General features: G+C 64.5%; 26 protein-coding genes and 1 tRNA gene. 10 read left to right on the top strand and 17 right to left on the bottom strand.

Features of this window, described 5'->3' with window-relative positions; all coding sequences use genetic code 11:
* Positions 1–208: 208 nt before the first annotated feature.
* The gene (locus tag P0645_RS17400) at positions 209–964 is read left to right on the top strand and encodes a hypothetical protein (RefSeq protein ID WP_284165825.1); all 756 of its coding nucleotides are present in this window, start codon (positions 209–211) and stop codon (positions 962–964) included.
* 5 nt (positions 965–969) lie between these two features.
* Here P0645_RS17400 and P0645_RS17395 read toward each other — a convergent pair whose 3' ends face one another.
* Complete coding sequence (locus P0645_RS17395) at positions 970–1,446, bottom strand: hypothetical protein (RefSeq protein WP_284165824.1); 477 nt, start codon at positions 1,444–1,446, stop codon at positions 970–972.
* A 111-nt stretch (positions 1,447–1,557) separates the two neighbouring features.
* Here P0645_RS17395 and P0645_RS17390 point away from each other — a divergent pair, with 111 nt between their 5' ends.
* The 6 genes from P0645_RS17390 (at position 1,558) to P0645_RS17365 (ending at position 4,339) form a co-directional block, all read left to right on the top strand.
* Positions 1,558–1,911, top strand: coding sequence for a hypothetical protein (locus P0645_RS17390; RefSeq protein ID WP_284165823.1), 354 nt, complete (start codon positions 1,558–1,560; stop codon positions 1,909–1,911).
* Positions 1,912–2,251: 340 nt separating this feature from the next.
* A complete protein-coding gene (locus P0645_RS17385; protein ID WP_284165822.1) occupies positions 2,252–2,989 on the top strand; it encodes a hypothetical protein in 738 nt (245 codons plus the stop codon).
* A gap of 37 nt (positions 2,990–3,026) precedes the next feature.
* Positions 3,027–3,485, top strand: a complete 459-nt coding sequence (locus P0645_RS17380; protein WP_284165821.1) for a DUF5681 domain-containing protein — start codon at positions 3,027–3,029, stop codon at positions 3,483–3,485.
* Positions 3,485–3,802 carry a hypothetical protein gene (locus tag P0645_RS17375; RefSeq protein WP_284165820.1) on the top strand — a complete coding sequence of 106 codons (318 nt, stop codon included), beginning with the start codon at positions 3,485–3,487 and terminating at the stop codon, positions 3,800–3,802. The genes P0645_RS17380 and P0645_RS17375 overlap by 1 nt, the downstream gene beginning before the upstream one ends.
* Before the next feature lie 14 nt (positions 3,803–3,816).
* Positions 3,817–4,092 carry a hypothetical protein gene (locus P0645_RS17370; protein ID WP_284165819.1) on the top strand — a complete coding sequence of 92 codons (276 nt, stop codon included), beginning with the start codon at positions 3,817–3,819 and terminating at the stop codon, positions 4,090–4,092.
* Positions 4,093–4,096: 4 nt separating this feature from the next.
* Complete coding sequence (locus tag P0645_RS17365; RefSeq protein WP_126977505.1) at positions 4,097–4,339, top strand: hypothetical protein; 243 nt, start codon at positions 4,097–4,099, stop codon at positions 4,337–4,339.
* A 492-nt stretch (positions 4,340–4,831) separates the two neighbouring features.
* Here the strand turns inward: P0645_RS17365 and P0645_RS17360 are convergent, their stop codons facing one another.
* The 3 genes from P0645_RS17360 to P0645_RS17350 all read right to left on the bottom strand — a co-directional run bounded on the left by P0645_RS17360 (position 4,832) and on the right by P0645_RS17350 (position 6,849).
* Entirely contained in the window at positions 4,832–5,608 is a 777-nt protein-coding gene (locus P0645_RS17360) for a DUF4145 domain-containing protein (protein WP_284165818.1), read from the bottom strand.
* A gap of 164 nt (positions 5,609–5,772) precedes the next feature.
* Positions 5,773–5,847: transfer RNA gene (locus P0645_RS17355), tRNA-Asn, on the bottom strand.
* A gap of 81 nt (positions 5,848–5,928) precedes the next feature.
* Positions 5,929–6,849, bottom strand: a complete 921-nt coding sequence (locus tag P0645_RS17350; protein WP_284165817.1) for an MBL fold metallo-hydrolase — start codon at positions 6,847–6,849, stop codon at positions 5,929–5,931.
* Positions 6,850–6,889: 40 nt separating this feature from the next.
* Between P0645_RS17350 and P0645_RS17345 the strand changes: the two genes are divergently transcribed.
* Entirely contained in the window at positions 6,890–8,206 is a 1,317-nt protein-coding gene (locus P0645_RS17345) for an ATP-binding protein (RefSeq protein ID WP_284165816.1), read from the top strand.
* A gap of 115 nt (positions 8,207–8,321) precedes the next feature.
* Here the strand turns inward: P0645_RS17345 and katG are convergent, their stop codons facing one another.
* Entirely contained in the window at positions 8,322–10,544 is a 2,223-nt protein-coding gene (katG, locus tag P0645_RS17340; protein ID WP_284165815.1) for a catalase/peroxidase HPI, read from the bottom strand.
* 176 nt (positions 10,545–10,720) lie between these two features.
* Positions 10,721–11,404: an aquaporin gene (locus tag P0645_RS17335; protein ID WP_284165814.1), complete on the bottom strand. Its 684-nt coding sequence runs from the start codon at positions 11,402–11,404 to the stop codon at positions 10,721–10,723.
* A 122-nt stretch (positions 11,405–11,526) separates the two neighbouring features.
* Between P0645_RS17335 and lipA the strand changes: the two genes are divergently transcribed.
* Entirely contained in the window at positions 11,527–12,477 is a 951-nt protein-coding gene (lipA, locus tag P0645_RS17330; protein ID WP_284165813.1) for a lipoyl synthase, read from the top strand.
* A gap of 98 nt (positions 12,478–12,575) precedes the next feature.
* On the opposite strand, the gene P0645_RS17325 is transcribed toward lipA, so the two are convergent.
* From P0645_RS17325 to P0645_RS17300, 6 genes are all read right to left on the bottom strand, one after another.
* Positions 12,576–12,920, bottom strand: coding sequence for a TfoX/Sxy family protein (locus P0645_RS17325; RefSeq protein WP_284165812.1), 345 nt, complete (start codon positions 12,918–12,920; stop codon positions 12,576–12,578).
* Between the two features lie 36 nt (positions 12,921–12,956).
* Positions 12,957–13,124: a hypothetical protein gene (locus P0645_RS17320; RefSeq protein WP_284165811.1), complete on the bottom strand. Its 168-nt coding sequence runs from the start codon at positions 13,122–13,124 to the stop codon at positions 12,957–12,959.
* 221 nt (positions 13,125–13,345) lie between these two features.
* Positions 13,346–13,912 (bottom strand): DUF4202 domain-containing protein, encoded by a 567-nt coding sequence (locus P0645_RS17315; protein ID WP_284165810.1) that lies wholly within the window; start codon positions 13,910–13,912, stop codon positions 13,346–13,348.
* Positions 13,909–14,847 (bottom strand): DMT family transporter, encoded by a 939-nt coding sequence (locus P0645_RS17310; protein WP_284165809.1) that lies wholly within the window; start codon positions 14,845–14,847, stop codon positions 13,909–13,911. The genes P0645_RS17315 and P0645_RS17310 overlap by 4 nt, the downstream gene beginning before the upstream one ends.
* Positions 14,848–14,949: 102 nt before the next feature.
* Positions 14,950–15,426 carry an META domain-containing protein gene (locus tag P0645_RS17305; RefSeq protein WP_284165808.1) on the bottom strand — a complete coding sequence of 159 codons (477 nt, stop codon included), beginning with the start codon at positions 15,424–15,426 and terminating at the stop codon, positions 14,950–14,952.
* A 146-nt stretch (positions 15,427–15,572) separates the two neighbouring features.
* A complete protein-coding gene (locus P0645_RS17300; RefSeq protein WP_284165807.1) occupies positions 15,573–17,531 on the bottom strand; it encodes a bifunctional 2',3'-cyclic-nucleotide 2'-phosphodiesterase/3'-nucleotidase in 1,959 nt (652 codons plus the stop codon).
* 10 nt (positions 17,532–17,541) lie between these two features.
* Here P0645_RS17300 and P0645_RS17295 point away from each other — a divergent pair, with 10 nt between their 5' ends.
* A complete protein-coding gene (locus P0645_RS17295) occupies positions 17,542–17,769 on the top strand; it encodes a hypothetical protein (protein ID WP_284165806.1) in 228 nt (75 codons plus the stop codon).
* 27 nt (positions 17,770–17,796) lie between these two features.
* Here the strand turns inward: P0645_RS17295 and P0645_RS17290 are convergent, their stop codons facing one another.
* The 5 genes from P0645_RS17290 to rpsF form a co-directional block, all read right to left on the bottom strand.
* Positions 17,797–18,471 carry a hypothetical protein gene (locus tag P0645_RS17290; protein WP_284165805.1) on the bottom strand — a complete coding sequence of 225 codons (675 nt, stop codon included), beginning with the start codon at positions 18,469–18,471 and terminating at the stop codon, positions 17,797–17,799.
* Between the two features lie 61 nt (positions 18,472–18,532).
* On the bottom strand, positions 18,533–19,240 hold the full coding sequence (locus P0645_RS17285; RefSeq protein ID WP_284165804.1) for a hypothetical protein: 708 nt from the start codon (positions 19,238–19,240) through the stop codon (positions 18,533–18,535).
* A gap of 168 nt (positions 19,241–19,408) precedes the next feature.
* Positions 19,409–19,978: a 50S ribosomal protein L9 gene (gene rplI / locus P0645_RS17280; protein WP_284165803.1), complete on the bottom strand. Its 570-nt coding sequence runs from the start codon at positions 19,976–19,978 to the stop codon at positions 19,409–19,411.
* A 12-nt stretch (positions 19,979–19,990) separates the two neighbouring features.
* Positions 19,991–20,218, bottom strand: a complete 228-nt coding sequence (rpsR, locus tag P0645_RS17275; protein WP_284165802.1) for a 30S ribosomal protein S18 — start codon at positions 20,216–20,218, stop codon at positions 19,991–19,993.
* Positions 20,219–20,244: 26 nt separating this feature from the next.
* The gene (gene rpsF / locus P0645_RS17270) at positions 20,245–20,676 is read right to left on the bottom strand and encodes a 30S ribosomal protein S6 (RefSeq protein WP_284165801.1); all 432 of its coding nucleotides are present in this window, start codon (positions 20,674–20,676) and stop codon (positions 20,245–20,247) included.
* Positions 20,677–20,888 lie beyond the last annotated feature (212 nt).

Raw genomic sequence — 20,888 nt, 5'->3', positions numbered from 1 at the left:
TGTTAGTGTTGTAACTCGGATTTGCATATAGGGGTGGCAGTTACAACTACCTGCATTACGCGGTTATTTGCGTCCGTGTAATGGTCGTCCACTTGACCGGGTATCAACGGCACGGGGCACCTAACCCGTTGTGTCCGTTGCCGGTGTGGTCATCCAAACCTTCCGTAGCATCCAGCTGGGGAGCCATCGCAGCGATGAGCGCCGCGCCGTGCGTGGTGAACGCATGTTGCGCACGATACTTGAATTTCATGCGTACCGTGATAAATTCATGCGTGAAGCATGTCGTATGGAGTCAAACATGGCATTTCGTGCAGAAGAAGACGCAGCCGGTGGCTACGAGAGGGTCAAGTCGTACCTGTTGGGCAGGCACCTGTCCGGTCCCGACCGTCAGCGCGCAGAAGAAGCGCTGCTCGACATCGTAGACAAGTGCGGTCCCGTGGTGGACGCCTACCCGACCTGGCACCCGCTTGTTGTGAACCATGATGGGCGGCATCCCGAAACGAACCCGAACGAACGCTGCGGGTATGAGGGACTCGACCACACGAGGCACTTCGCCCACGGCTTTATCACCTGCCCCTACGGTAACCCCGACAGGGTGATTGAGGCGGTGGAGGCGCTGCCCAGCCACCCGTGCGCGACCATCACCGCCGAGCAGGTTGACATTCCGTTCTACGCAGACGGGACCACCCCGGTTCTGGTGCGCTGTGAATGGTCGCAGCCCCTCAACCCCGGCAAGATGGTTCCGAAGTCGCTTGCGGTGCCGCTCATGCTTGAGCAGGAGCTGCCGTGTTGGCGGTGGGCGGAAAGGGCGGAATCTTGGGAGACCATGCGCCCCTACCTTCTTGGCGTACCTCACGGGGCTAGGTCGTCGCTGTTCGTGGAACAGGACACCGCCATTGCGATGAAGAACATCTACATGGCGATGGTGCAGTCAGGGATGTTTGGTCCCCTGAAGATGGGGTAGCGCCGCTAGCTCCCGGGTGTGGCTATCGGCGAAATGGGGTTCGTGAGGCGGTCCCACGCCTCACGAAACTCAGGCTTGTCGTAGTTCTTTGGTTCCAGCCACCACGCGCCACCGTTCCGGTCCTGCCCCGCCAGCGACCGCACCTCTTCCAACCGGAGGATAAAGCAAACCGGGTTGTCGCTGTTGGCGTGGATCGTAATGATCCACCAATCCGAACGCAGGTTGTTGATGTGCTGCCCGAGGGGGACCGCCGAGCGCTTGCTTAGCGCTTTGGACTGAATGCCGAGGAAAACCGTTTCGTCGTCGTTGGTGGCGATTAGGTCCGATCCTCGGGCATTGCGAATGGTCGGCATGACGTGCCAGCCCCGCCGCGAGAGTTGCCACGAGGCGTAATTCAGCCCGGCATTGCCGGTCAATTGTGGTCGGGGTTTCTTTACGTCCATGCTGCTGGCTTTCGGCGAATTGTTCGAGAGGGTGAACATGAACGGTGTCAGGCGTGAGGCGCAAGCGGGGCATGGATGCATTTTCGCCGGAGACAGGCGCGACGGCTGATGTGATGCAGGTCGTAGGTGAGAACAGAAAAGGAACCACCGATGACCGACTATGCCACGATGAACAAGACCCAGCTCCGCGCCGCGTGCAAGGAAGCGGGGATCAGCTACGCCAACCTCGACAATGACGGAATGCGCGCCGCGCTGACGGGTGTGGTTACCCACACCGACGAGCAACCCGCCCCGATCAAGGTCAAGGTCGAGAACAACGGCATCATCCGCCCGCGTGCCGGGGGCAAGCTCGATGCGGTGTGGACCGCGCTGGACGGGATGCTCGCCGAGACCGGCAAGGCACCGACGCTCAAGGAGGCGAAGGCAGTCGCAGCCGAGCGGGGATGGGCGGCGGGCACCCTGAACGTCCAGTTCTACCGCTGGAAGCAGTTCATCGCCGCGTAGCCCCGGCTCCACCACCTGTCCCGCACCGGGGCGCTGCCGCAGGGTAGCGCCCCGTTTGCTTTCGCACCCCTGCCGCACCGCAGCGCGCGCTGTAGGGGGTGAGCGCGGCTTTGGGGTGCCAGGGTAGCGCCCCAGCAAACCCCCGCTGTAGCGCGCGCTGTACGCGCGGCTGCGCGGTCCCGCCCCATGCAGGGTGCGCGAGGTGCCCATGCCAAAGATTGACAATCAATGGGACGACTAGACGTAACGCATTGATCTAAAACAAATATCAGGAGACCGCCCGGGGGTTAACAGCTAGTGTAGCCATGCAACAGCAAGCCACATCAGGGTTTCCCACACCATGGCCGACCAAATCGACACCCGAATTTCACCCGCGCTTCACAGCGCCAACATCGCCAACCTCGACGGGTACACCGACGAGACCGCCCCGCTGGTGGCGAGCGCCACCGAGGCACTGGACGCAGCCTATGGCTACCTGTCCGGCATCCACGACCTGCGGGCTGCGGCCTTCGCGGACCCGACGCTGACCCCGGAAGCGGCGTTGCTGAAAACCGATGACCACGCACGGGCGAAGCTGGCGGGGGTGACCAGCAAGATCGACAGCGCCGTGGCGCAGTTCGAGAAGACCATCGGTTCGTACGAGCGCGATCTGGCCGCCCCGGTGAAGCAGAAGGCGGGCGAGGTCATCAGCACCGAGGTTCGGGCGCACCTGAAAGCCAGCCCCAACCGCATCGACCTTGTGAGAAAGGCAATCGCGGACGGCGACGACGAGGTTGCCGCCAGTGCGCTGGGGGCGCCGCCGATGCTGTCCGGTCTGACGCCTGAAATTCACCGCGTGCTTCTGGTCGAGTACCACACCGCGCGCCAGCCCGTCATCGCACAGCGCCTGCGTGCCCTGCGCTCCGCCAAGACCTACCTCGAGAACCACGGCGGCAAGGTGCTGGCCGAGGCGGTCAAGGCCGTGGGCGGCTTGCCCGTCACCGATGCCCGCACCGGGCACGTGATCCGCACCGACGGTCCCGAGGCGATCCGCGCCAAGCGCGACAAGTCCGCTGCGGTCTATGCGAAGCACGCCTGACCCGCTGCGCGCCAACTGTTGAGATCAGGAAGCCCCCATGACCGATCAGACACAGCCCGAGTGGATGCAGGGCTACGTGCCCAACACACGCAGCGGACGCTTTCAGAAAGGTGTCAGCGGCAACCCTGCCGGACGTCCGAAGGGCGTCCCGGATAAGCGGCAGCGGGTGCAAGCCGCCCTGCGCGATGATGGGTTGGCTGTCGCGGAGAAGGTGATCGAGGCCGCACTGGCAGGGGACATGCAGGCGGCGGGGCTTGTCCTCGCCCGCATCGCGCCCACGCTCCGCAGCCAGACACAGACTGTCGAGTTCGACTTTGACCCCGAGCTGCCCATCGGCAAGCAGGTCGAGCAGGTGCTGGCGGCGGTGGCATCCGGTCAGGTGCCGCCGGATGTGGGGCAGATGATTATCAACGCCATCGGCTCCCTTTCCTCGATCCGGAAGGACGAGGAACTGGAACAGCGGATTATCGCGCTGGAAGCGCGGGAGGTGAACTGATGCCGGTCCATCACGTTGAGAACGGCGGCATGGTCGTCGCCTACGAACCGACACCCGCAGATCGGTTTGTGGTCGTCATCATTGGCACGCCCGCCGGGTCGAGCGATCTGCACACGGTGCCGCTGAGGCGCTACGATGAGGTGCTGGCGTTCGCCAAGAAGATTGCGACGTGGCAGCACCATCCGGTCACCCTCTTGCCTATCACCGCGAAGGAGTACGTCGAGCGGAACAAGGCATCGCTGACGGAGCTTTGGGGCGAGCTGCCCCAAGACGTTCGCGAGACGGCAATCGCCGCCTACGAGGGGCGTTACCAATGAACGCCCGCGCTGCGATGTGGTTATCCCCGGCACGGGCCGCTGACCCCGAACCGCACCGGGCGCAGGCCAGCGAAGATGACCACACCGGCCTCAGCTTCCACTCGGGGCGGTTCTTCCGCCGCGAGACTATGCGCGACGATCCCGACAACACGGTGACCCCCTCGGAACAACGCCTGCTGGGGCTGCGCGCGATGCGAGCCGCACGGGCGCGGCTCGCATCGCGCGACCGCGCACTGGCAGGGCTGCGGGAGCTGGGGGCGGCATTGAGAGCGGCGGGAGGCGCGGGGTGACCACATGCCCAGCACGCAATCGCTCCTTGCCCGCGTCCGAAAGCTGGAACGGGACCGCACCGCCGCGCAGCTCTCGCCGTTCGCAGCAATCTACGGGACGTTCGAGCAGTTCGAGGCTGAGTGCCGCGCCGAGATGGAGGCGGGCAAGCTAGCGAAGGACTTTCCGATTGACTGCCTCGCCCGCTGGGAGCGGGACGGTACATGGGCGCAGTGGCGGCGCGGCGGGAACCGGGTGTGGACCCGATGACCGAGCAGCCCGACTGGCTGGTCGCGTGGCGAGCCTCGAACCCCACAGCGACGATCCCGAAACCCGCACCAAAGCGCACCACGAAGCCTGCACCCGTGTCCACCGCGCCCGAGAAGACGCGCGGCGGACTATACTGGCAGGGGTTCGAGGAACCGCCCTCGGAGGCTTGGGCATGGGATGGCGGGGTGCGGCGGGAGCCGGTTCTGGACCATGACCAGTCGCCGCCCCGTGTGGTTCGTCGTGTCGGCTGGCGGGTCTGCCTACGCTGCGGATCGCCGTTTTGGAGCACTGACGTGACAGCGATCCGCCTCTGTCACGGATGCAAGCAACCCACTGACCGCCGCGCCGGAGTGGCACGCGGCGGCGCAGGCTAGCCACCTGCACGTCCTTGAGGAAACCGACGGACGCTAAACCATCGGGACCAGTCGGCGGCGGTGCTCCTTCGCTGCCCGAACCGACAGGCGCCCTCGCGGCATGGGTTGTGGGGGCGCCTTACTTACCGTCGCGCTTCTCAATCGCTTTGCGTGCTTCCTCCGGGAGCGCCGCGTAGACCTCATCAACGTGTTTGGGTTCGGAGATCATCTTTTCCACGATCAAGTTGAGCAACCGGAAGAGGCTTTCCGCGGTCGCTCTGTCATCCTTGAGTTCGATTTGGCCGGGGTGAACTGCGTGGTTTCCTACCACGCGGACCACGTCCAAAGCCTTCTGTATGCGCGGGTCAAGCCCTCCCGCGACAAGTTCCTTGATGTCATCGTTAATGCTCTTGCCCGGTTGACCAAGGTGCTTACAGAGCTTTTGGATGCAGAGCCTAATAAGAGCTGCCGCGCCTCGGGGCGATTGGCCGAGGATGTTACTGGCCTCATCATAATCGTTGCGGATATCCGGGGGCATGTCGGGATTGGCCAACGGTGCATCACCGATCTGAGGATAGATCATTTGATCTGTTATCCAAAGACTGACTTCGTCGCAGTTGTGGCACCTGCTGCACCAAGCATTCTTCAGATCGTAATCCCGTCTGACTTGAAAGGGGGTAAGGAAGGGCCGGGCGGTCCGTAATCGCTCAATGAAGCGCAACTTCTGTTCCCGTTCTTTCTCGTCCTTGAAAGGGCCCGACGCCAGCTCCTTGAGTTTGTCGTCGTCAATCACTTCTGGTAGGCCGTTCCGCCCACGAGGGTCCGCATGAAGTGAATGCCAGTATTGGGATGCCAGAACACCGCAGTGCGGGCAGTTGAAGGCGGTCTCTTTGACGGAGGGAGGAACGAACTTCATGAGCAAGCCACTGAATCGAAATGAGGGTGCTGAAATTTAGCACGCTGGCTCGGACAGCGAAACCGAGCAACCGCGTTTGCTTGCTAATTGGTTGCTAGGTAGTTCTAGAACTACAAAGACCGCCAGTGGCGGTCTCGGTAAGTAGCTGCTTTTATTGGTTTAATTGGCTCCGGCGGTAGGGATCGAACCTACGACCAATTGATTAACAGTCAACTGCTCTACCGCTGAGCTACGCCGGAACACCGGGGGCGATATAGCAACTGGTCCGGGGGGCGTCCAGTGGGTTTTCCAAGTTTTTTGGCCGGTCGGGCGGCCGCTGGTCAGGTAAGGCGAAAGCGGGCCGAGAAGCGAAGATCGCCTTCGGCGATGGCTTCATTTTTCTCTGACAATTCAATAAGATGTGCGAATGTGTTGAGGGCCGCGGCGCCGAGGAGCGCGGTCGGTGTGTCGGTATAGATCTGCCGGGCGAGATTAAGCGGCGTTGCGGGGCCTTCGCGCAGGGCTTCCGTGATGGCGCGGGCGCGCGCCTGACGGTGGAGGGTCAGCTCCGCAATCCGGGCGAGGGGGGCGAGGACCGGATCGCCATGGCCGGGCCAGAGCCGCGCTGGTCTGGCGGCCGCAAGCCGGTCGAGCGAACGCATGTAGGCGCCCATGTCGCCGTCGGGGGGCGCGACGATCGAGGTCGACCAGCCCATGACGTGATCGCCCGAGAAGACCTCGCCTTGCCAGTCCAGGCACAGGTGGTTGCCGAAATGGCCCGGCGTGTGAAGGGCGGTGAGGGACCAGTCGCCCCCGGCGACCTGATCGCCGTCGGCGACGAGTCGATCGGGCCGGAAGGCGCGGTCGGCGCCTTCGCCGCCCGTCGGCGCTTCGCGCCGGGCGAGGTCTTCCATCAGCTCGGACCGGCCTGCCGTCGCATCACCGAAGGCGAGGACCGGCGCGCCGGTGGCGGCGGCAAGGCGGGGGGCAAGCGCGGAATGGTCGCGGTGGGCGTGGGTGACGAAGATATGGCTGATCCGCTCGCCCGGATCGAGCGCCGCGAGGAGGGCCGCGAGATGGCGGTCGTCATCGGGGCCGGGGTCGATCAGGGCGACGCTGCCGGTGCCGACAATATAGGAATTGGTGCCGCGGCCGGTCATGGGCGAGGGGTTCGGCGCCAGAACGCGCCTCAGGCCGCCGTCCTTGCCGGGGCGCAGCCATTCGGCAACGCCGGGCGGGGCAGGGGGCGCATCGACGGGCATGAGGCTTTCCTCCCTTCGCGCCTGCCGCTAGGCTTGGATCATGTTCGACTGGCTCAAGCATTTTCTGCCCAAGGGTCTTTACGGCCGGGCGGCGCTTATCCTGATCCTGCCGATCCTGACCATCCAACTGGTCGTCTCGGTGCTTTTTGTCCAGCGCTATTTCACCGATGTCACCCAGCAGATGTCGCGCAACATGATGCCCGAACTCAGGATGATCGAGACGGAGCTGCGGGGCGCGGCCTCGGCCGAGGCGGGTTTTGCGGCGGCGGCGAGCCGGGCGAGCGGTCTGGGGCTCGTCCTGACGCGGCAGGCCGAGGCCCAGACCGGGGACGGCCGCGCTTTCTATGATTTCTCCGGCCGTGTGGTGATCCGCACGCTGCGCGAGGCGTTCGAGAGCCTCAAGGGCGTCGATCTGTCCGATCTGCGAACGGTGCGCCTGTCGTTCGAGAGCCCGCACGGCCCCTATCAGCTGCAGTTCAGCCGCAATCGGGTGACGGCGCGCAATCCCCACCAGCTTCTGGTCTACATGCTGGCGACCGGTGCCCTCATGACGCTTGTCGCCTTCGTCTTCCTGCGCAACCAGCTCCGGCCGATCCGGCGGCTTGCGGCGGCGGCGGAGGCCTTCGGCAAGGGCCGTACGGTCCCTTACCGGATTGCCGGGGCGAGCGAGGTGCGCGCCGCAGGGGCGGCCTTCCTCGACATGCGGGCGCGGATCGAGCGGCAGATGGAGCAAAGGACGCAGATGCTGTCGGGCGTCAGCCATGATTTGCGCACGCCGCTGACCCGGCTGAAGCTTGGCCTCGCGATGCTGGGGGACGGCGAGGAGGTGGAGGCGCTGGAGCGCGATGTCGAGGACATGCGCCGGATGCTGGACGGGTTTCTTGCCTTCGCCCGCACCGATGCGCTTGAAGGGGATGCCGAGGAGGTCGACCCGGCGGAGATTGCGCGCCGCGCGGTTGATGATGCGCACCGGATGGGGCGGCATGTGATCTTCCAGGGCGCGGCCGGTGAGGGCGTGGCGCTGTGGCGGGCGGGCGCGGTCAGGCGCGCGCTCGACAATCTCATCTCGAACGCGGTGACCTATGGCGGGATCGCCGAGGTGTCGGTCGCGATCCTGGAAAGATCCGTGCGCTTCACGGTAGAGGATGACGGACCGGGCATTCCCGAAGACAAGCGCGAGGAGGCGCTGAAGCCTTTCGTTCGGCTGGTTCCCGGGCGCAACCAGGATCAGGGATCGGGCGTCGGGCTGGGGCTTGCCATTACCGCAGATATTGCGCGGAGCCACGGCGGCAGTCTCAGGCTGGGCGAAAGCGAACGGCTGGGCGGGTTGAAGGCGGAACTGATCCTCGCGCGCTAGCCAGACGGGGCCTCCTCGGTCACTGCGTGCCTCGTCGGGGTGGCCCGAGGAGTGCATGAAATGCTCGACGAGGCCCGCCGGAAGGAAAGGCCCGCATTCCGCGGGCCTTTCGGGATCAGCGCAGGTCGAAGCGGTCGAGTTCCATCACCTTTGTCCAGGCGCTGGCGAAATCGCGGACGAATTTCGCGGCATTGTCGCCTTGCGCATAGACCTCGGCCAGCGCGCGCAGCTGCGAGTTCGAGCCGAAGACCAGATCGACGCGGCTTGCCTGCCATTTCTGCGCGCCGCTTGCCCGGTCGCTTCCCGTGAACGCATCGGCAGCGTCGGAGGTCGGCGCCCAGGTGGTGGCAATGTCAAGAACCTCGGTGAAGAAATCCTGGGTCAGCGCGCCCGGCCGCTTGGTGAAAACGCCCTGGGCATTGCCGCCGTGATTGGCGCCAAGCACCCGGAGGCCGCCGACCAGCACCGTCATTTCCGGCGCCGACAGGGTCAGAAGCTGCGCCTTGTCGACGAGCATCTCCTCGGCCGTCGTGCGATAGGCCTGACGCTGCCAGTTGCGGAAGCCGTCCGCTTCGGGCTCCAGCGCGGCGAAGCTTTCCGCATCGGTCTGTGCCTCGGTCGCGTCCATGCGGCCGGGGGTGAAGCGCACTTCGACAGGATGGCCTGCGGCGATGGCCGCCTGTTCGACGGCGGCCGTGCCTGCGAGCACGATCAGATCGGCGAGCGAGACGGCCTTGCCGCCCGTGGCCCTGGCATTGAACGCCGCCTGGATTTTCGCAAGCGCGGCGATCACCGGGCCGGTGCGGGCGGGTTCGTTGACCTCCCAGTCCTTCTGCGGGGCAAGCGCGATGCGCGCTCCGTTGGCACCACCACGCTTGTCGGAGCCCCGGAAGGTCGAGGCCGAGGCCCAGGCGGTGAAGATCAGATCGGCGGCCTTCTGGCCCGAGCCGAGAATGTCCTCCTTCAGCAGGGCGATGTCGGTCGCGTCGATCAGCGCGTGGGTGCGCGCCGGGATCGGGTCCTGCCAGATCAGGTCTTCGGCGGGAACCTCGGGGCCGAGGTAAAGCGATTTTGGCCCCATGTCGCGGTGCGTGAGCTTGAACCAGGCGCGGGCGAAGGCGTCGGCGAACTGGTCGGGGTTCGCGTGGAACCGGCGCGAGATCGGCCCGTAGATCGGGTCGAAGCGCATCGACAGGTCCGCCGTCGTCATCATCGGGCGGTGCTTGATCTTGGGGTCGTGCGCATCGGGGATCAGGTCCTGCGGCTCGACATCCTTCGCCAGCCAGACGATCGCGCCTGCGGGCGTGGTGGCCTGTTCCCACTCATATTTGAAGAGCACGTTGAAATAACCCATGTCCCAGGTGGTGGGATTGGGTTTCCATGCGCCTTCGAAGCCGGATGTGGTGGTGTGGATACCCTTGCCGGTGCCGAACTTGTTGGTCCAGCCAAAGCCCATTTCTTCCAGGGCTGCCGCTTCCGGGTCGGGGCCGACAAGGGCTGCGTCGCCCGCGCCATGGGCCTTGCCGAAGGTATGGCCGCCCGCGACCAGCGCCACTGTTTCCTCGTCATCCATCGCCATGCGGCCGAAGGTCTCACGCACGTCGCGGCCCGATGCGACCGGGTCGGGCACCCCGTCGGGGCCTTGCGGGTTCACGTAGATCAGGCCCATCTGCACGGCGGCAAGCGGGTTTTCCAGCGCGCGCTCGCCGGAATAGCGGCTGTTTGCCTTGTCCGATGTGGCGAGCCATTCGGTTTCGGCCCCCCAGTAGATATCCTCTTCCGGCGCCCAGACGTCTTCCCGCCCGCCGCCGAAGCCGAAGGTCTTGAAGCCCATCGATTCGAGCGCGACGTTGCCCGCGAGGATCATCAGGTCGGCCCAGGAAATCGCGTTGCCGTATTTCTGTTTGATCGGCCAGAGAAGGCGCCGCGCCTTGTCGAGGTTGCCATTGTCCGGCCAGGAGTTGAGGGGCGCGAAGCGCTGCGTGCCGGTCGAGGCGCCGCCGCGGCCGTCGGCCGTGCGGTAGGTTCCGGCCGAATGCCAGGCCATGCGGATCATCAGCCCGCCATAGTGACCCCAATCGGCGGGCCACCAGTCCTGGCTGTCGGTCATCAGTTTTGCGAGGTCGGCCTTCAGCGCCTTGTAGTCGAGCTTGCCGAAGGCGGCGCGATAATCGAATTCGGCACCCATCGGATTCGACACCGGCTGATGCTGGTGCAGGATCGAAAGGTTCAGCTGATTGGGCCACCAGTGCCGGTTGCCCCGGCCGCTGAACCGTGTCGCGGGGCGCGCGGCGCCATGCATGACCGGGCATTTGCCCTGGGTATCGTTGCCGTCCATCGAAGTCCTCCTCGTCTTTTGTATCCCCTCGGCAGGGCTCGCCCTGCCGTTGCGCGCCATCATGGCGATCTAGAATGATTCTAAAAGACCGCGAGCCGGAGGTCACGAAAAACTTTCCTGTGAGCGGCAGGGAACGGCCAGCCCGGTATGCGGGCTGGCGCGCATGTTGTTGCGTGTCAGGCCGCGCGGGTCATGCCCGCCTTGTAGAGCGCCCCGGCGACGAGGCCGCCCGCGAGCGGCGCGACGATGAAGACCCAGAGCTGCGCGAGTGCGGCTCCGCCTGCGAAAAGCGCGGGGCCAATCGAGCGGGCCGGGTTCACTGAAACGCCGGTGACATTGATGCCGACGAGGTGGATAGCCGCCAGTGTCAGACCGATCGCCAGCCCGGCAAAACCTGGAGCTGCGCCGGCACCTGTGGCGCCAAGGATCACCGTGACGAAGAGAAAAGTCATGACCGCTTCGAAGATCAGCGCGGCGCCAAGCGCATATTCCCCCAGATAGCCGGGACCGTAGCCGTTCGATCCCAGGCCCCACTCCCCAAGCGCAAAGCCCGGCTTGCCGCTGGCGATCATGTAGAGCAGAGCTGCACCGAGAATGGCGCCCACGATCTGCGCAACCGAATATTGCACGGCCTCGGTGACCGTCATGCGGCCCGCCGACACCATGCCGAAGGAGACGGCGGGGTTGAGATGGGCGCCCGAGATGGCGCCGAGCCCGTAGGCCGCCGCGACGATGGCGAGGCCGAAGGCCAGTGAGATGCCGGTGAAGCCAATCTCCGGCCCGGCGATGACGGCCGATCCGCAGCCGAACAGAACCAGAATGGCGGTGCCGATCACTTCGGCGATGAGTTTGCGTGTCATGTTCCCTCCTGCGGCCCCTTCCCCGGAGCCTGACTTTGCTGCCCGAAGGCGGCGGGCGCGGTTGCCTTCCCGCAGGCGAGACCTTATTGGGAGAGATGCGGGCCTTTCAGGGGAAAAATCCGATGCGGGACATCAAAATTCCACAGGAGCGTCACCCCGAAAAGGCGCACCGCCCCGATCAGGCGCAGCCGAAGAAACCGGCCTGGATCCGGGTGAAGGCGCCGACCTCGACGGGCTACAAGGAAACCCGCGAGATCCTGAAGACCAACAAGCTGGTGACGGTCTGCGAGGAAGCGGGCTGCCCCAATGTCGGCGAATGCTGGAGCCAGGGCCACGCCACCATGATGATCATGGGCGACATCTGCACGCGGGGCTGTTCCTTCTGCAATATCGCGACCGGCAAGCCCAGTCAGCTTGACCAGTTCGAACCGGGCCGGGTGGCCCACGCCGTCCAGACGCTCGGGCTCAATCATGTGGTGGTGACCTCGGTCGACCGCGATGACCTCGATGACGGCGGGGCGGAGCATTTCGCCCAGACGATCCGCGCGATCCGCCACCGTTCGCCCGGCACGACGATCGAGATCCTGACGCCGGATTTCCTGAAATGCCCGCCCGCGGCCCTGGAAAAGGTGGTCGAGGCGCGCCCGGACGTCTTTAACCACAATCTGGAAACCGTCCCCGGCCTCTATCCCTCGGTCCGGCCCGGCGCGCGCTATTTCCATTCGCTGAGGCTCTTGCAGCGGGTCAAGGAGCTTGACCCCGCGATGTTCACCAAATCGGGGATCATGGTGGGCCTTGGCGAGGACCGGCAGGCGGTTCTGCAGATCATGGATGACATGCGGGCGGCCGATGTCGATTTCCTGACCATCGGCCAGTATCTGCAGCCGACGCCGAAGCATCACCGTGTCGACCGGTTCGTGACGCCCGAGGAGTTCAAGGCCTATGAGACATCGGCCTATGGCAAGGGGTTCCTGATGGTGTCTGCCACGCCGCTGACGCGCTCGTCCTACCACGCGGGCGACGATTTCGCCCGGTTGCGCGCGGCGCGGCTGGAAAAGCTCGGCCGCGCCTGAGGCGACGGGCAGGCCGCTCTTCGCGCCTTTCAGCGCTCATCGCTTGGCGCGCGCTCGCCAGAGCGAAGACTGCGCGGCCGCGCAGTATGAGCGGCCAGTCAGGCCCTTGGCCTGAGGCCGATCTCGTCGAAGACCTTCTCCAGCCGGTGCAGATCGCCCGCGGCATCGGGGCTGCCCGCCGCCTCGGCCTTCAGCGCGTCGAACGTCGCGCGGAGCGCGGCCTTTTCCTTGCCCTTGCAATCGTTCCAGGGCCGACCCTGCAGGCCCATGACCAGCACGTAATAGCCGATGAAATGCGGCTGCGAGCCCGACCGCAGAAGCTTCAGATAGGCCGCGTCCGCGCCCATTGCGCGGACCTCCTCGGCCGAATGGATGCCCGCGCGGGCAAAGGCTGCTTCGGAAGCGGGGCCGAGATTGGGAATCGATGAAACAGGTGTGGCCATGGCCCTGAATAGCTCAGGGCACGGAGCCACCCAAGTTCAGATCGCCGCCCAGTCCCTGTATTGCGTGGCCTGCATCTGGCGGGGCGCCTGGCCGCCCCCCGCCTGCTGGCTCATCTGGCCGTTCTGCGCCTGTGGCACGCGGCGGGGCTCGTCGCCCTGTCGGTCCTCCGGACGCGCCGCACCCATCTGCTGCACCTTGTCCATCTTCGCACCCACTCTCGGCCGTTTCCCGGCCGTCCCTTCTCTGCCTCACCATCTTTCCGCATCTGCACGGCAATGGCGCGGCGCAGATAGGGTCGGTTTGCGGCATCGTCAAGATAGAATGCGACAGGATCGGATGCAGACAAGCGACTTTCTGCGGGGAGTTATCCACAGTTGCGGCAGTTGTCACAAATTTGCAGCATTGTTGCCGACAGGGCGCGGATTCAGCCCCGGAACGCCGCCGCAAACGGTTCTGGCAGGGCGAAGTCGGCAAGTGCCCGGGCGCGGGCTGAGTCGGACATCTTGCGCGCCGTCTTCTCGACGATCTTCAGAAGCGCGTCGGGGGCGCGCCCTGCGGCGAAGGGTTTGAAATACCAGCGCAGGAAGGTGAAGCAGATCACATCCTCAAGCGCCTGCACGTCCGGATCGCGCTTGATGCCCTCCTTGCGGATCATCCGGCCGACCCGCTCGACCTCGTCGGCGCCATAGCCCTCAGCCGCCATGATCTCGCCCACCCGGCGGGCGTGAAAGGCGGCCAGATCGCGCCGCCAGTTCAGATAGCCCTGCTTGCCCTCGGGATAGGCGCTGCGCGGGCTGGTCCAGCGTTCGATATGCTGGCCGCGCGCGGCAATGCGGAGCCGGTCGGGTGCGTCCGGAAACAACCGGTCCAGGTCCTCGGTCATCCGCTGACCGTAGAGAAGCGCGGCAGGGGCGCCTTCGCTGACATCGGGGTCGGCCGCGTTGGCCGCGTCGATGGCGGCAAGCGTGGCGGCAAGGCGGTCGTCGGTCATGGCTGGGGCTCTGGCTCTGCGCTGCGTCTGTCGCCATAAAGCAGGATCAGGCCCGCCGCCACAAGCACCGCGATCCCCGCCCATTCGATGGGTTCCGGCCAGTCCTGCCAGAAGAGCCAGCCCCAGGTCAGGCCCCAGATCAGCGCGGTATATTCGAAAGGTGCCACCAGGCTTGCCTCGGCGAGCTTGTAGGCCTGCGTCAGGAAGGTCAGGCCCACAGCGGCGATCACCCCGCAGGAGAGCATGAGGCAGAGGTCGCGCAGCGAGGGTTCGACCCAGCCGCGGGTCAGGAAACCGAGGCTTGCCTGCCCTTCTTCTGCAAAGGCGCCGCCGCCGAAGATGGCGGAAAGGATCGTCGCCCCGCCGAGGAAAGCCAAGTTGGAATAGAAGCTCATCGCGGTCGCGCTTTCGCGCACGCCCATGCGGCGGGCGAAGATCTGGGCGGCGGCGTAGAAGAGGCCCGAGACAAGCGGCAGAAGCGCCGCCCAGTCGAAGAGCGAACTGCCGGGGCGCACGATGACCAGCACGCCCGCGAACCCGGTCAGAAGCGCCAGCCAGCGCGCGCCCGTCACCCGCTCGCCCAGGAAGGGGACGGAAAGCGCGGTGATGAAGAGCGGCGCGGTGAAGAAAAGCGCGACGGTAGTCGCAAGCGGCAGGGCGGCCAGCGCGAGGTAATAGGCGGTATAGGCGCAGAAGTTCAGCACGCCCCGCGCCGCCATCGCCCGCCAGCCGCGCGAGGCAAGCGTCGCAAGCCCGCCGTCCCACAGCGCCATCAGGAGGAGCGCCGGGATGGCCGCCAGGCTGCGCATCACCATCGCCTCATGCAGCGGATAGGCGCCCGAGAGGAATTTCAGAATGAGATCCTGCACCGAAAAGACCGCGATCCCCGCGAGCAGGAACAGGATGCCGTTAAGGCGGCGGGATCGCAGGACCATCGGGCACCCATGGGCCCTTGGCGGGCCATGGGCGAACTCTAGGGGCAAGGCCCGCGCCCGGATCGCAGATTACCGACAGGCTTTGCCTGTGGGCGACCGGGATCAGAAAAGATCGACGCGGCGTAGGTCCAGCGCGCCCGCGCCGGTCTCAAGGGTCAGGGTCCAGCCATCCTCGCCAAGGCTGAAGCTCTCGATCGAGGCAAGCGCCTGCGCAAGCCGCTCTTCCAGTGCCGCGCCCTCGCCCCCGCAGTCAGCCCGCGTCATCATGAAAGCGCCGAAGGCGAGCGGTTGGCCGACGATCGCGTAATCGGTGCTGAACCTGTTGCAGACCAGCGTGCCTCTGGCGGATCCGTCGGCGGCGATGGTCACGAAGGGCCGGACGCCGTCAGGCAGGGGCGTGCCGCCGATCCCGTCGACCCGCCATGTGAGGCCGGCGATTTCGCCCAACGCGGAACGCGCCGGATCATCGCTGGTCGCCCCGGCGTCCGGCAGCAGCGGCGGAAGGCAGGCCCAGGCCGTGTCGAGCGTGGCGAGGAAGGCCACAAGTGCCAGCACGCCGAGATTGAGCCCAAGATCCATCGCACCCTCCCTGATCCGCCGGATATGATCTTCCGACGCACGGGCGCGACTATTCCTTGGCTCTGTCGCAGTTTCTTGTCGCTTCGGCGAAACCTGGCAGAGAAATCGAAGGAAGCGCGCCGGACGATCCCGGCGCGCCCCGGAGGTTAGAGGGTTATGCGGAAGCGGGCATAACCGTCGGCGCCGTCGCCCGCCGCCTCGATGGCAACGCCCTTGACCTCGCCCAGATACTTGGTGCCGCCCGGCCCGGTGTCGAACAGGACCGTCGTCCCCGGCAGCGGTGCGAAACCCCAGTTCGCATCCGCTGCCGGATCGATCGTGCCCTGTTCGACGATATAGCGCACGATCACGTCGCGGTTGGTGTCGGGCCCTTCGAAGATGATCGTCGTGCCATCTGCGCCGGGGAACTTGCCGCCGCCGCCCGCGCGGTAATTGTTGGTGGCCACGACGAAGCGCTGTTCGGGGTCGATGGGGGCGCCATTGTAGCTGAGGTCGACGATCCGGCTGGCATCTTCCTCCACCAGCGCCCCGTCCTTATCGAACTTCGAGGGCTGCGACAGGTCGATCCTGTAGGTGACCCCGTCTATCACGTCGAAATTGTAGCTGGGGAAGTCCGGGTTGATCAGCAACTGGTCGGGCTGGCCGGGGGTGATCTGGTTGAAGATGCCCGCCGAACGTTCCAGCCAGTCCTTCACCTGCGCTCCGGTCACGACGACCGCCCTGACCGTGTTGGGATAAAGATAAAGGTCGGCCACATTCTTTATCGCCACGTCCCCTACGGGCACGTCGGTATAATATTCCGGACCCTGCCGCCCGCCGGCCTTGAAGGGGGCAGCGGCAGAGAGAAGCGGCAGGTCGGCATAGTCCGTTCCGGCAAGCATCTGCTTTATATACCACAATTGCGCAATCGACACGATCTGCACCGAGGGATCGTCCGCCACAAGCGCGAAGTAGCTGTAGAGGGCCGCGTCCGTCTTGCCCACGGCACGGCGGACATAGTCGAGCGTCGCCTCATGCTCGGCCTGCGCCGCCGCAAGGACCGTTGGCGTATCCTCGACCAGCGCGGTGATGGACCGGTCCTCGTTCCGCTTCGAGATCGGCCGGGCCTCGGATGTGTGGGAAATCACCTTCCAGCCGTTCTCCTGCCTTTCCAGCAAAAGATCGACAAGGCCCATATGGCTGCCCCAGAAGCCCGCCATCACCCCGGGCTTGCCTGCGATGGTGCCCGCTGCCGTATCCACGCCGGCGAGCGCCTCGAAATCCCCGCTCGGGAAGACGAGATGGCTGTGGCCGGTCAGGATCACGTCGATCCCATCGACCGCGGCGAGCGCGATTGCCGCATTCTCGGCGCCATCGGCCGCGTTCGGCTCGCCCATGCCGGAATGGCAAAGGGCGACGACAAGCTCCGCCCCTTCCTCGCGCATCTGGGGAACCCAGGCCCTGGCCGTCGCGACGATGTCGCGGGCGGTGACATTGCCTTCCAGATGCTTCGCGTCCCAGTTCATGATCTGCGGCGGCACGAAGCCGATCAGGCCGATGCGGATAGCATGCTCGGCCCCCGCGCCATCGGTCACCGTGCGGTCGATGATCTGATAGGGCGGCAGAAGCGTCTTGTCGTCGCGCGGCGTGGTCCCGGCCTTTGTCGCCACATTGGCCGACACCACCGGGAAATTCGCCCCGGCGACCGAATTCATAAGGAAGGGCAAGCCATAGTTGAATTCGTGGTTCCCGAGCGTGGAGCCATCGTAGCCCAAAGTGTTCATCGCCGCGATGACCGGGTGCATCTGGCCTTCGGCCATGCCCCGCTCATAGGCGATATAGTCGCCCATCGGATTGCCCTGCAGGAAATCGCCATTGTCGAGCAGGATGGAATTCGCGGCCTCGGCCCGGATGGCCGCGATCAGGCTGGCGGTGCGGGCGAGGCCCACGGTGTCGACCGGCTTGTCGGCGTAATAGTCGTAGGGGAACACGTGCACATGCAGATCGGTCGTCTCCATGATCCGCAGATGCGCCTGTCCGGCTTCGGCACGGACGGCGAATGGATGCAGGACCAGAAGGCCGGTCGAACCGGCGATGAACCCACGGCGTGTCAGACGAATGGACATTTTTCCCTCCATGGCAGATCACCAGCCTATGGAAGACCTGAAACGGTTGCGTGACAACCCGGCAATTCCGGTCGGCTGGAATCTGCCGCCCAAAGAAAAACCGCGCCCGGTTGCCCGGACGCGGCTTTTCTTGTCCTCGAAGTTTTCGATCTCCGGTCGCGGCCAGTCGAGCGAGTTGCAGGTTTGCGGAGCCAAAAGTGAAAAAGCCGACTTTCCGACAGGAAATCGAAACGACTAACTTTGGTGGTTGGAGAGAGTTCGCAGTTCAGAATGGTGTAAAGGATCCGGCAGTGAGCAAGGCTATCGCGAAGCCGAGCCTGCGGAATGCGCCGCGATCGGGGGAGTTCAGCCACGCCGAGCAATACTCGCCCTTTCCGGATTGTTCGATGAACCAAGTAGTTCCGTCGAAAGAAATCACATCGGTCGACATTACTGGCGGATCGTCGCACAAATGCGCAGAGGAGACCATGGTGTGTAGCCGATCAAGATCTTCTACAGATGCCTGAAACGTCTCCGTCGTTGGCTCTGCGGCACGCGTTCGTGGTACCGTTGTGCAGATGATATTGGCGTGGATGTCGTTTGAGGCTGCAATGCTTTCCGTTGGCCAGCCTTGCACGGCAGGCTGTTTCCCGCATTCGTATGCCCAGCTCAAAGCTTGGAGATAGGCGCGTTGGTAATCGTCATCCAATTCGCGCATTGTGACCTTGCCTGCGCCGCCGGGTTGCTCTTCGACCCGAATGGAATGCGCAAAATGGTTCCAGTCGAGCCATGTAAACCTCCAAGTGATGGTTGCGTCGTCCTTTTGCACGCGCAGATCGCCCTCGCCAAGCGTGGCCAGGGCTTGGTTGAGGTCGAGGCGCATTTGCCGGTCAAATGCAGTATCCGACATCCATGCGCGGGCGTTCGTGCCCATCGTGAATAATATGGCAGCGAAGAACATCGCTTGCGGTCCGCGCCACGACCTACCACGGAAGCCTCTGCGCACGACGCACCTCGCCTTATCAGAAAGAGGAAATTTCGCCCAGAGTGAGGGCGGAGATGTAGGAGATGAGCCGGGAGACTTCATCAGCAAAGAAACCTTTTCCACCGACGACGCAGTACCGACCCGCCTCGACCCGTTCGAGGAAGGTCGAGCCGCGAGACTCAATAATGTTGTCCGGGGAGCCAGTGTGGCACAGGTCCGCCGCGCGATCGAGTTTGGTCAACCGTTCAAGATCGCTGGGTGTCACTTCGAAGATTAGTCGTACGGTCGAAAAAACCGGTTCAGCCAGAGTTTTGCTGCAATCGCGGTCGCTGAATTCTTCCCAAATAACCGCCAGCTGGGGGCCAGGGCCAAAACGCAAGTCGCAATTCAGTTTATGCTCATCAAAAATGTCCTGCTCACGCAGATAGCCATCGGAGGCGCGAGTGCCGACGAGTGCCGGGTTGCCACTTGCGTCGACCGTAACCGTGATCACATAAGAAAGCCCAGGCGTATCTGCATAGACGAGCCTCCAAGTCGAAGTATCGTAACTCGACTGTTTCGACAGCGACTCTTCTCCCAAAAGAGCTAGCGTGGCGCTCAATTCTGGCGCTGTCGCGGTCATTCGTGCGGTATCGGTTGTGGTTTCGGGGGCGGTGTCCGCGGCGACAGCCGTGAAAGCGGGCAACGCCACAAAGGCAGCAGCCTTCAGTGCTGGTCCGAGGCTTTTGAACACCGCTTCTTTCACGCGACACTCCCAATGGGCAACACCGGAAGGCTAGTGGCACGAGGTCGAGACAGCCAATAACAGAATGTGTCGACCTGCAATTATTGGTTGATCTCACGGCCTCCCCAGCAGAAAAAAACCGCGCCCGGTTGCCCGGACGCGGTCTTTTGTCCCTCGTCTTGGCGACGATTATTCTTCGTTCGCAGCCGAACCCATCTCGTCGAAGAGTTCCGCGATCTCGAAATCGGCGGCAGCTTCGGCTTCGGCGGCCAGCTCGCGCACCGACTTGCCCGAGGCCTGAAGTTCGGCTTCTTCGGCCGAGCGGGCGACGTTCATCGTGATCGTGGCCGAGACTTCGGGGTGCAGCACGACGCGGACGTCGTGAAGGCCCAGTTCCTTGATCGGCTGGATCAGGACGACCTGCTTGCGGTCGAGCGAGAAGCCGGCGTCCGTCGCGGCATCGGCGGCGTCACGCGGGGTGACGGAGCCGTAAAGCGCGCCGGCGTCCGAGGCCGAGCGGATCACGACGAACTTCTGACCGTCGAGCTTCTCGGCGAGGCTTGCGGCCTCTTTCTTGGTCTCGAGGTTGCGGGCCTCGAGCTGGGCCTTCTGGGCTTCGAACGACTTGATGTTGGCGTCCGAGGCGCGCAGCGCCTTGCCCTGCGGCAGAAGGAAGTTGCGGGCATAGCCGTCTTTCACTTTGACGACTTCGCCCATCTGGCCAAGCTTGGCCACGCGTTCAAGAAGGATCACTTGCATTGTCGTGGCTCCTTATTTCACGGCATAGGGCAGCAGGGCGAGGAAGCGGGCGCGCTTGATGGCCTGAGCCAGTTCGCGCTGCTTCTTGGCCGAGACGGCGGTGATGCGGGCCGGCACGATCTTGCCGCGCTCGGAAATGTAGCGCTGCAGCAGACGCACGTCCTTGTAATCGATCTTCGGCGCGTTGTCGCCCGAGAAGGGGCAGACCTTGCGGCGGCGGAAGAAGGGTTTGTTCGCCATGGTTTTATCCTTTCAACAAGCCGGGCTCAGCGACGGTCGCCGAACGAGCGGCGCTCGCCGCCACGGTCGCCACCACGATCACCGCGGTCGAAGCGGGGACGGTCGCCGCCTTCGCGATCGCCGCGCTCGCGCTCGTCGCGCTTCTGCATCTGCACCGAAGGGCCATCCTCGTGCGCGTCGACCTTGATCGACATCACGCGCATCACGTCGTCATGAAGACGCGCCAGACGCTCCATCTCCTGCACGGCGCCAGCGGGCGCGTCGGTGCGGAAGAAGGCATAGTGACCCTTGCGGTTCTTGTTGATCTTGTAGGCCATGGTCTTCACGCCCCAGTATTCGGTGCCGACGACCTTGCCGCCGTTGTCCGAGAGGACCGTGGAGAAATGTTCGATGAGGCCTTCGGCCTGCGCGTTGGACAGGTCCTGACGCGCGATCAGCACATGCTCGTAAAGCGGCATGGCATTCCTTTCGTCTCGGGCGGCTTCACGGGCGGGTCCACACCTTCCGCGACCCGTTAGGAGAGGCTTCGCCGGTTGAAGTGACTGGCGGAAGGATGCGGCCTTATACAGAAGCCGCCAGAGGATGCAAGTGGCGCCCCCGAGGTGGGCAGGGCTATCGCATTTGGCCGATGATGGACCTTGCGAAGTCGTCGGACCATGCTGATCGCTTT

The organism is Frigidibacter sp. SD6-1 (assembly GCF_030143255.1).
Classification (GTDB): domain Bacteria; phylum Pseudomonadota; class Alphaproteobacteria; order Rhodobacterales; family Rhodobacteraceae; genus TMP-24.
Note: the sequence above shows the minus strand (reverse complement) of the source record. Positions and strands in the feature narration are given on the sequence as shown.

What these genes read in the sequence shown, in the direction of transcription:
- rpsF (WP_284165801.1), bottom strand. Translation starts at nt 20,676, where the DNA reads ATGCCGCTTTACGAGCATGTGCTGATCGCGCGTCAGGACCTGTCCAAC.
- katG (WP_284165815.1), bottom strand. Translation starts at nt 10,544, where the DNA reads ATGGACGGCAACGATACCCAGGGCAAATGCCCGGTCATGCATGGCGCC.
- P0645_RS17360 (WP_284165818.1), bottom strand. Translation starts at nt 5,608, where the DNA reads ATGAAGTTCGTTCCTCCCTCCGTCAAAGAGACCGCCTTCAACTGCCCG.
- P0645_RS17370 (WP_284165819.1), top strand. Translation starts at nt 3,817, where the DNA reads ATGTGGTTATCCCCGGCACGGGCCGCTGACCCCGAACCGCACCGGGCG.
- rpsR (WP_284165802.1), bottom strand. Translation starts at nt 20,218, where the DNA reads ATGGCGAACAAACCCTTCTTCCGCCGCCGCAAGGTCTGCCCCTTCTCG.
- P0645_RS17395 (WP_284165824.1), bottom strand. Translation starts at nt 1,446, where the DNA reads ATGTTCACCCTCTCGAACAATTCGCCGAAAGCCAGCAGCATGGACGTA.
- P0645_RS17375 (WP_284165820.1), top strand. Translation starts at nt 3,485, where the DNA reads ATGCCGGTCCATCACGTTGAGAACGGCGGCATGGTCGTCGCCTACGAA.
- P0645_RS17365 (WP_126977505.1), top strand. Translation starts at nt 4,097, where the DNA reads ATGCCCAGCACGCAATCGCTCCTTGCCCGCGTCCGAAAGCTGGAACGG.
- P0645_RS17380 (WP_284165821.1), top strand. Translation starts at nt 3,027, where the DNA reads ATGACCGATCAGACACAGCCCGAGTGGATGCAGGGCTACGTGCCCAAC.
- P0645_RS17345 (WP_284165816.1), top strand. Translation starts at nt 6,890, where the DNA reads ATGTTCGACTGGCTCAAGCATTTTCTGCCCAAGGGTCTTTACGGCCGG.
- P0645_RS17310 (WP_284165809.1), bottom strand. Translation starts at nt 14,847, where the DNA reads ATGGTCCTGCGATCCCGCCGCCTTAACGGCATCCTGTTCCTGCTCGCG.
- P0645_RS17325 (WP_284165812.1), bottom strand. Translation starts at nt 12,920, where the DNA reads ATGGCCACACCTGTTTCATCGATTCCCAATCTCGGCCCCGCTTCCGAA.
- rplI (WP_284165803.1), bottom strand. Translation starts at nt 19,978, where the DNA reads ATGCAAGTGATCCTTCTTGAACGCGTGGCCAAGCTTGGCCAGATGGGC.
- P0645_RS17320 (WP_284165811.1), bottom strand. Translation starts at nt 13,124, where the DNA reads ATGGACAAGGTGCAGCAGATGGGTGCGGCGCGTCCGGAGGACCGACAG.
- P0645_RS17290 (WP_284165805.1), bottom strand. Translation starts at nt 18,471, where the DNA reads ATGTTCTTCGCTGCCATATTATTCACGATGGGCACGAACGCCCGCGCA.
- P0645_RS17385 (WP_284165822.1), top strand. Translation starts at nt 2,252, where the DNA reads ATGGCCGACCAAATCGACACCCGAATTTCACCCGCGCTTCACAGCGCC.
- P0645_RS17315 (WP_284165810.1), bottom strand. Translation starts at nt 13,912, where the DNA reads ATGACCGACGACCGCCTTGCCGCCACGCTTGCCGCCATCGACGCGGCC.
- lipA (WP_284165813.1), top strand. Translation starts at nt 11,527, where the DNA reads ATGCGGGACATCAAAATTCCACAGGAGCGTCACCCCGAAAAGGCGCAC.
- P0645_RS17300 (WP_284165807.1), bottom strand. Translation starts at nt 17,531, where the DNA reads ATGTCCATTCGTCTGACACGCCGTGGGTTCATCGCCGGTTCGACCGGC.
- P0645_RS17305 (WP_284165808.1), bottom strand. Translation starts at nt 15,426, where the DNA reads ATGGATCTTGGGCTCAATCTCGGCGTGCTGGCACTTGTGGCCTTCCTC.
- P0645_RS17295 (WP_284165806.1), top strand. Translation starts at nt 17,542, where the DNA reads ATGGCAGATCACCAGCCTATGGAAGACCTGAAACGGTTGCGTGACAAC.
- P0645_RS17335 (WP_284165814.1), bottom strand. Translation starts at nt 11,404, where the DNA reads ATGACACGCAAACTCATCGCCGAAGTGATCGGCACCGCCATTCTGGTT.
- P0645_RS17390 (WP_284165823.1), top strand. Translation starts at nt 1,558, where the DNA reads ATGACCGACTATGCCACGATGAACAAGACCCAGCTCCGCGCCGCGTGC.
- P0645_RS17350 (WP_284165817.1), bottom strand. Translation starts at nt 6,849, where the DNA reads ATGCCCGTCGATGCGCCCCCTGCCCCGCCCGGCGTTGCCGAATGGCTG.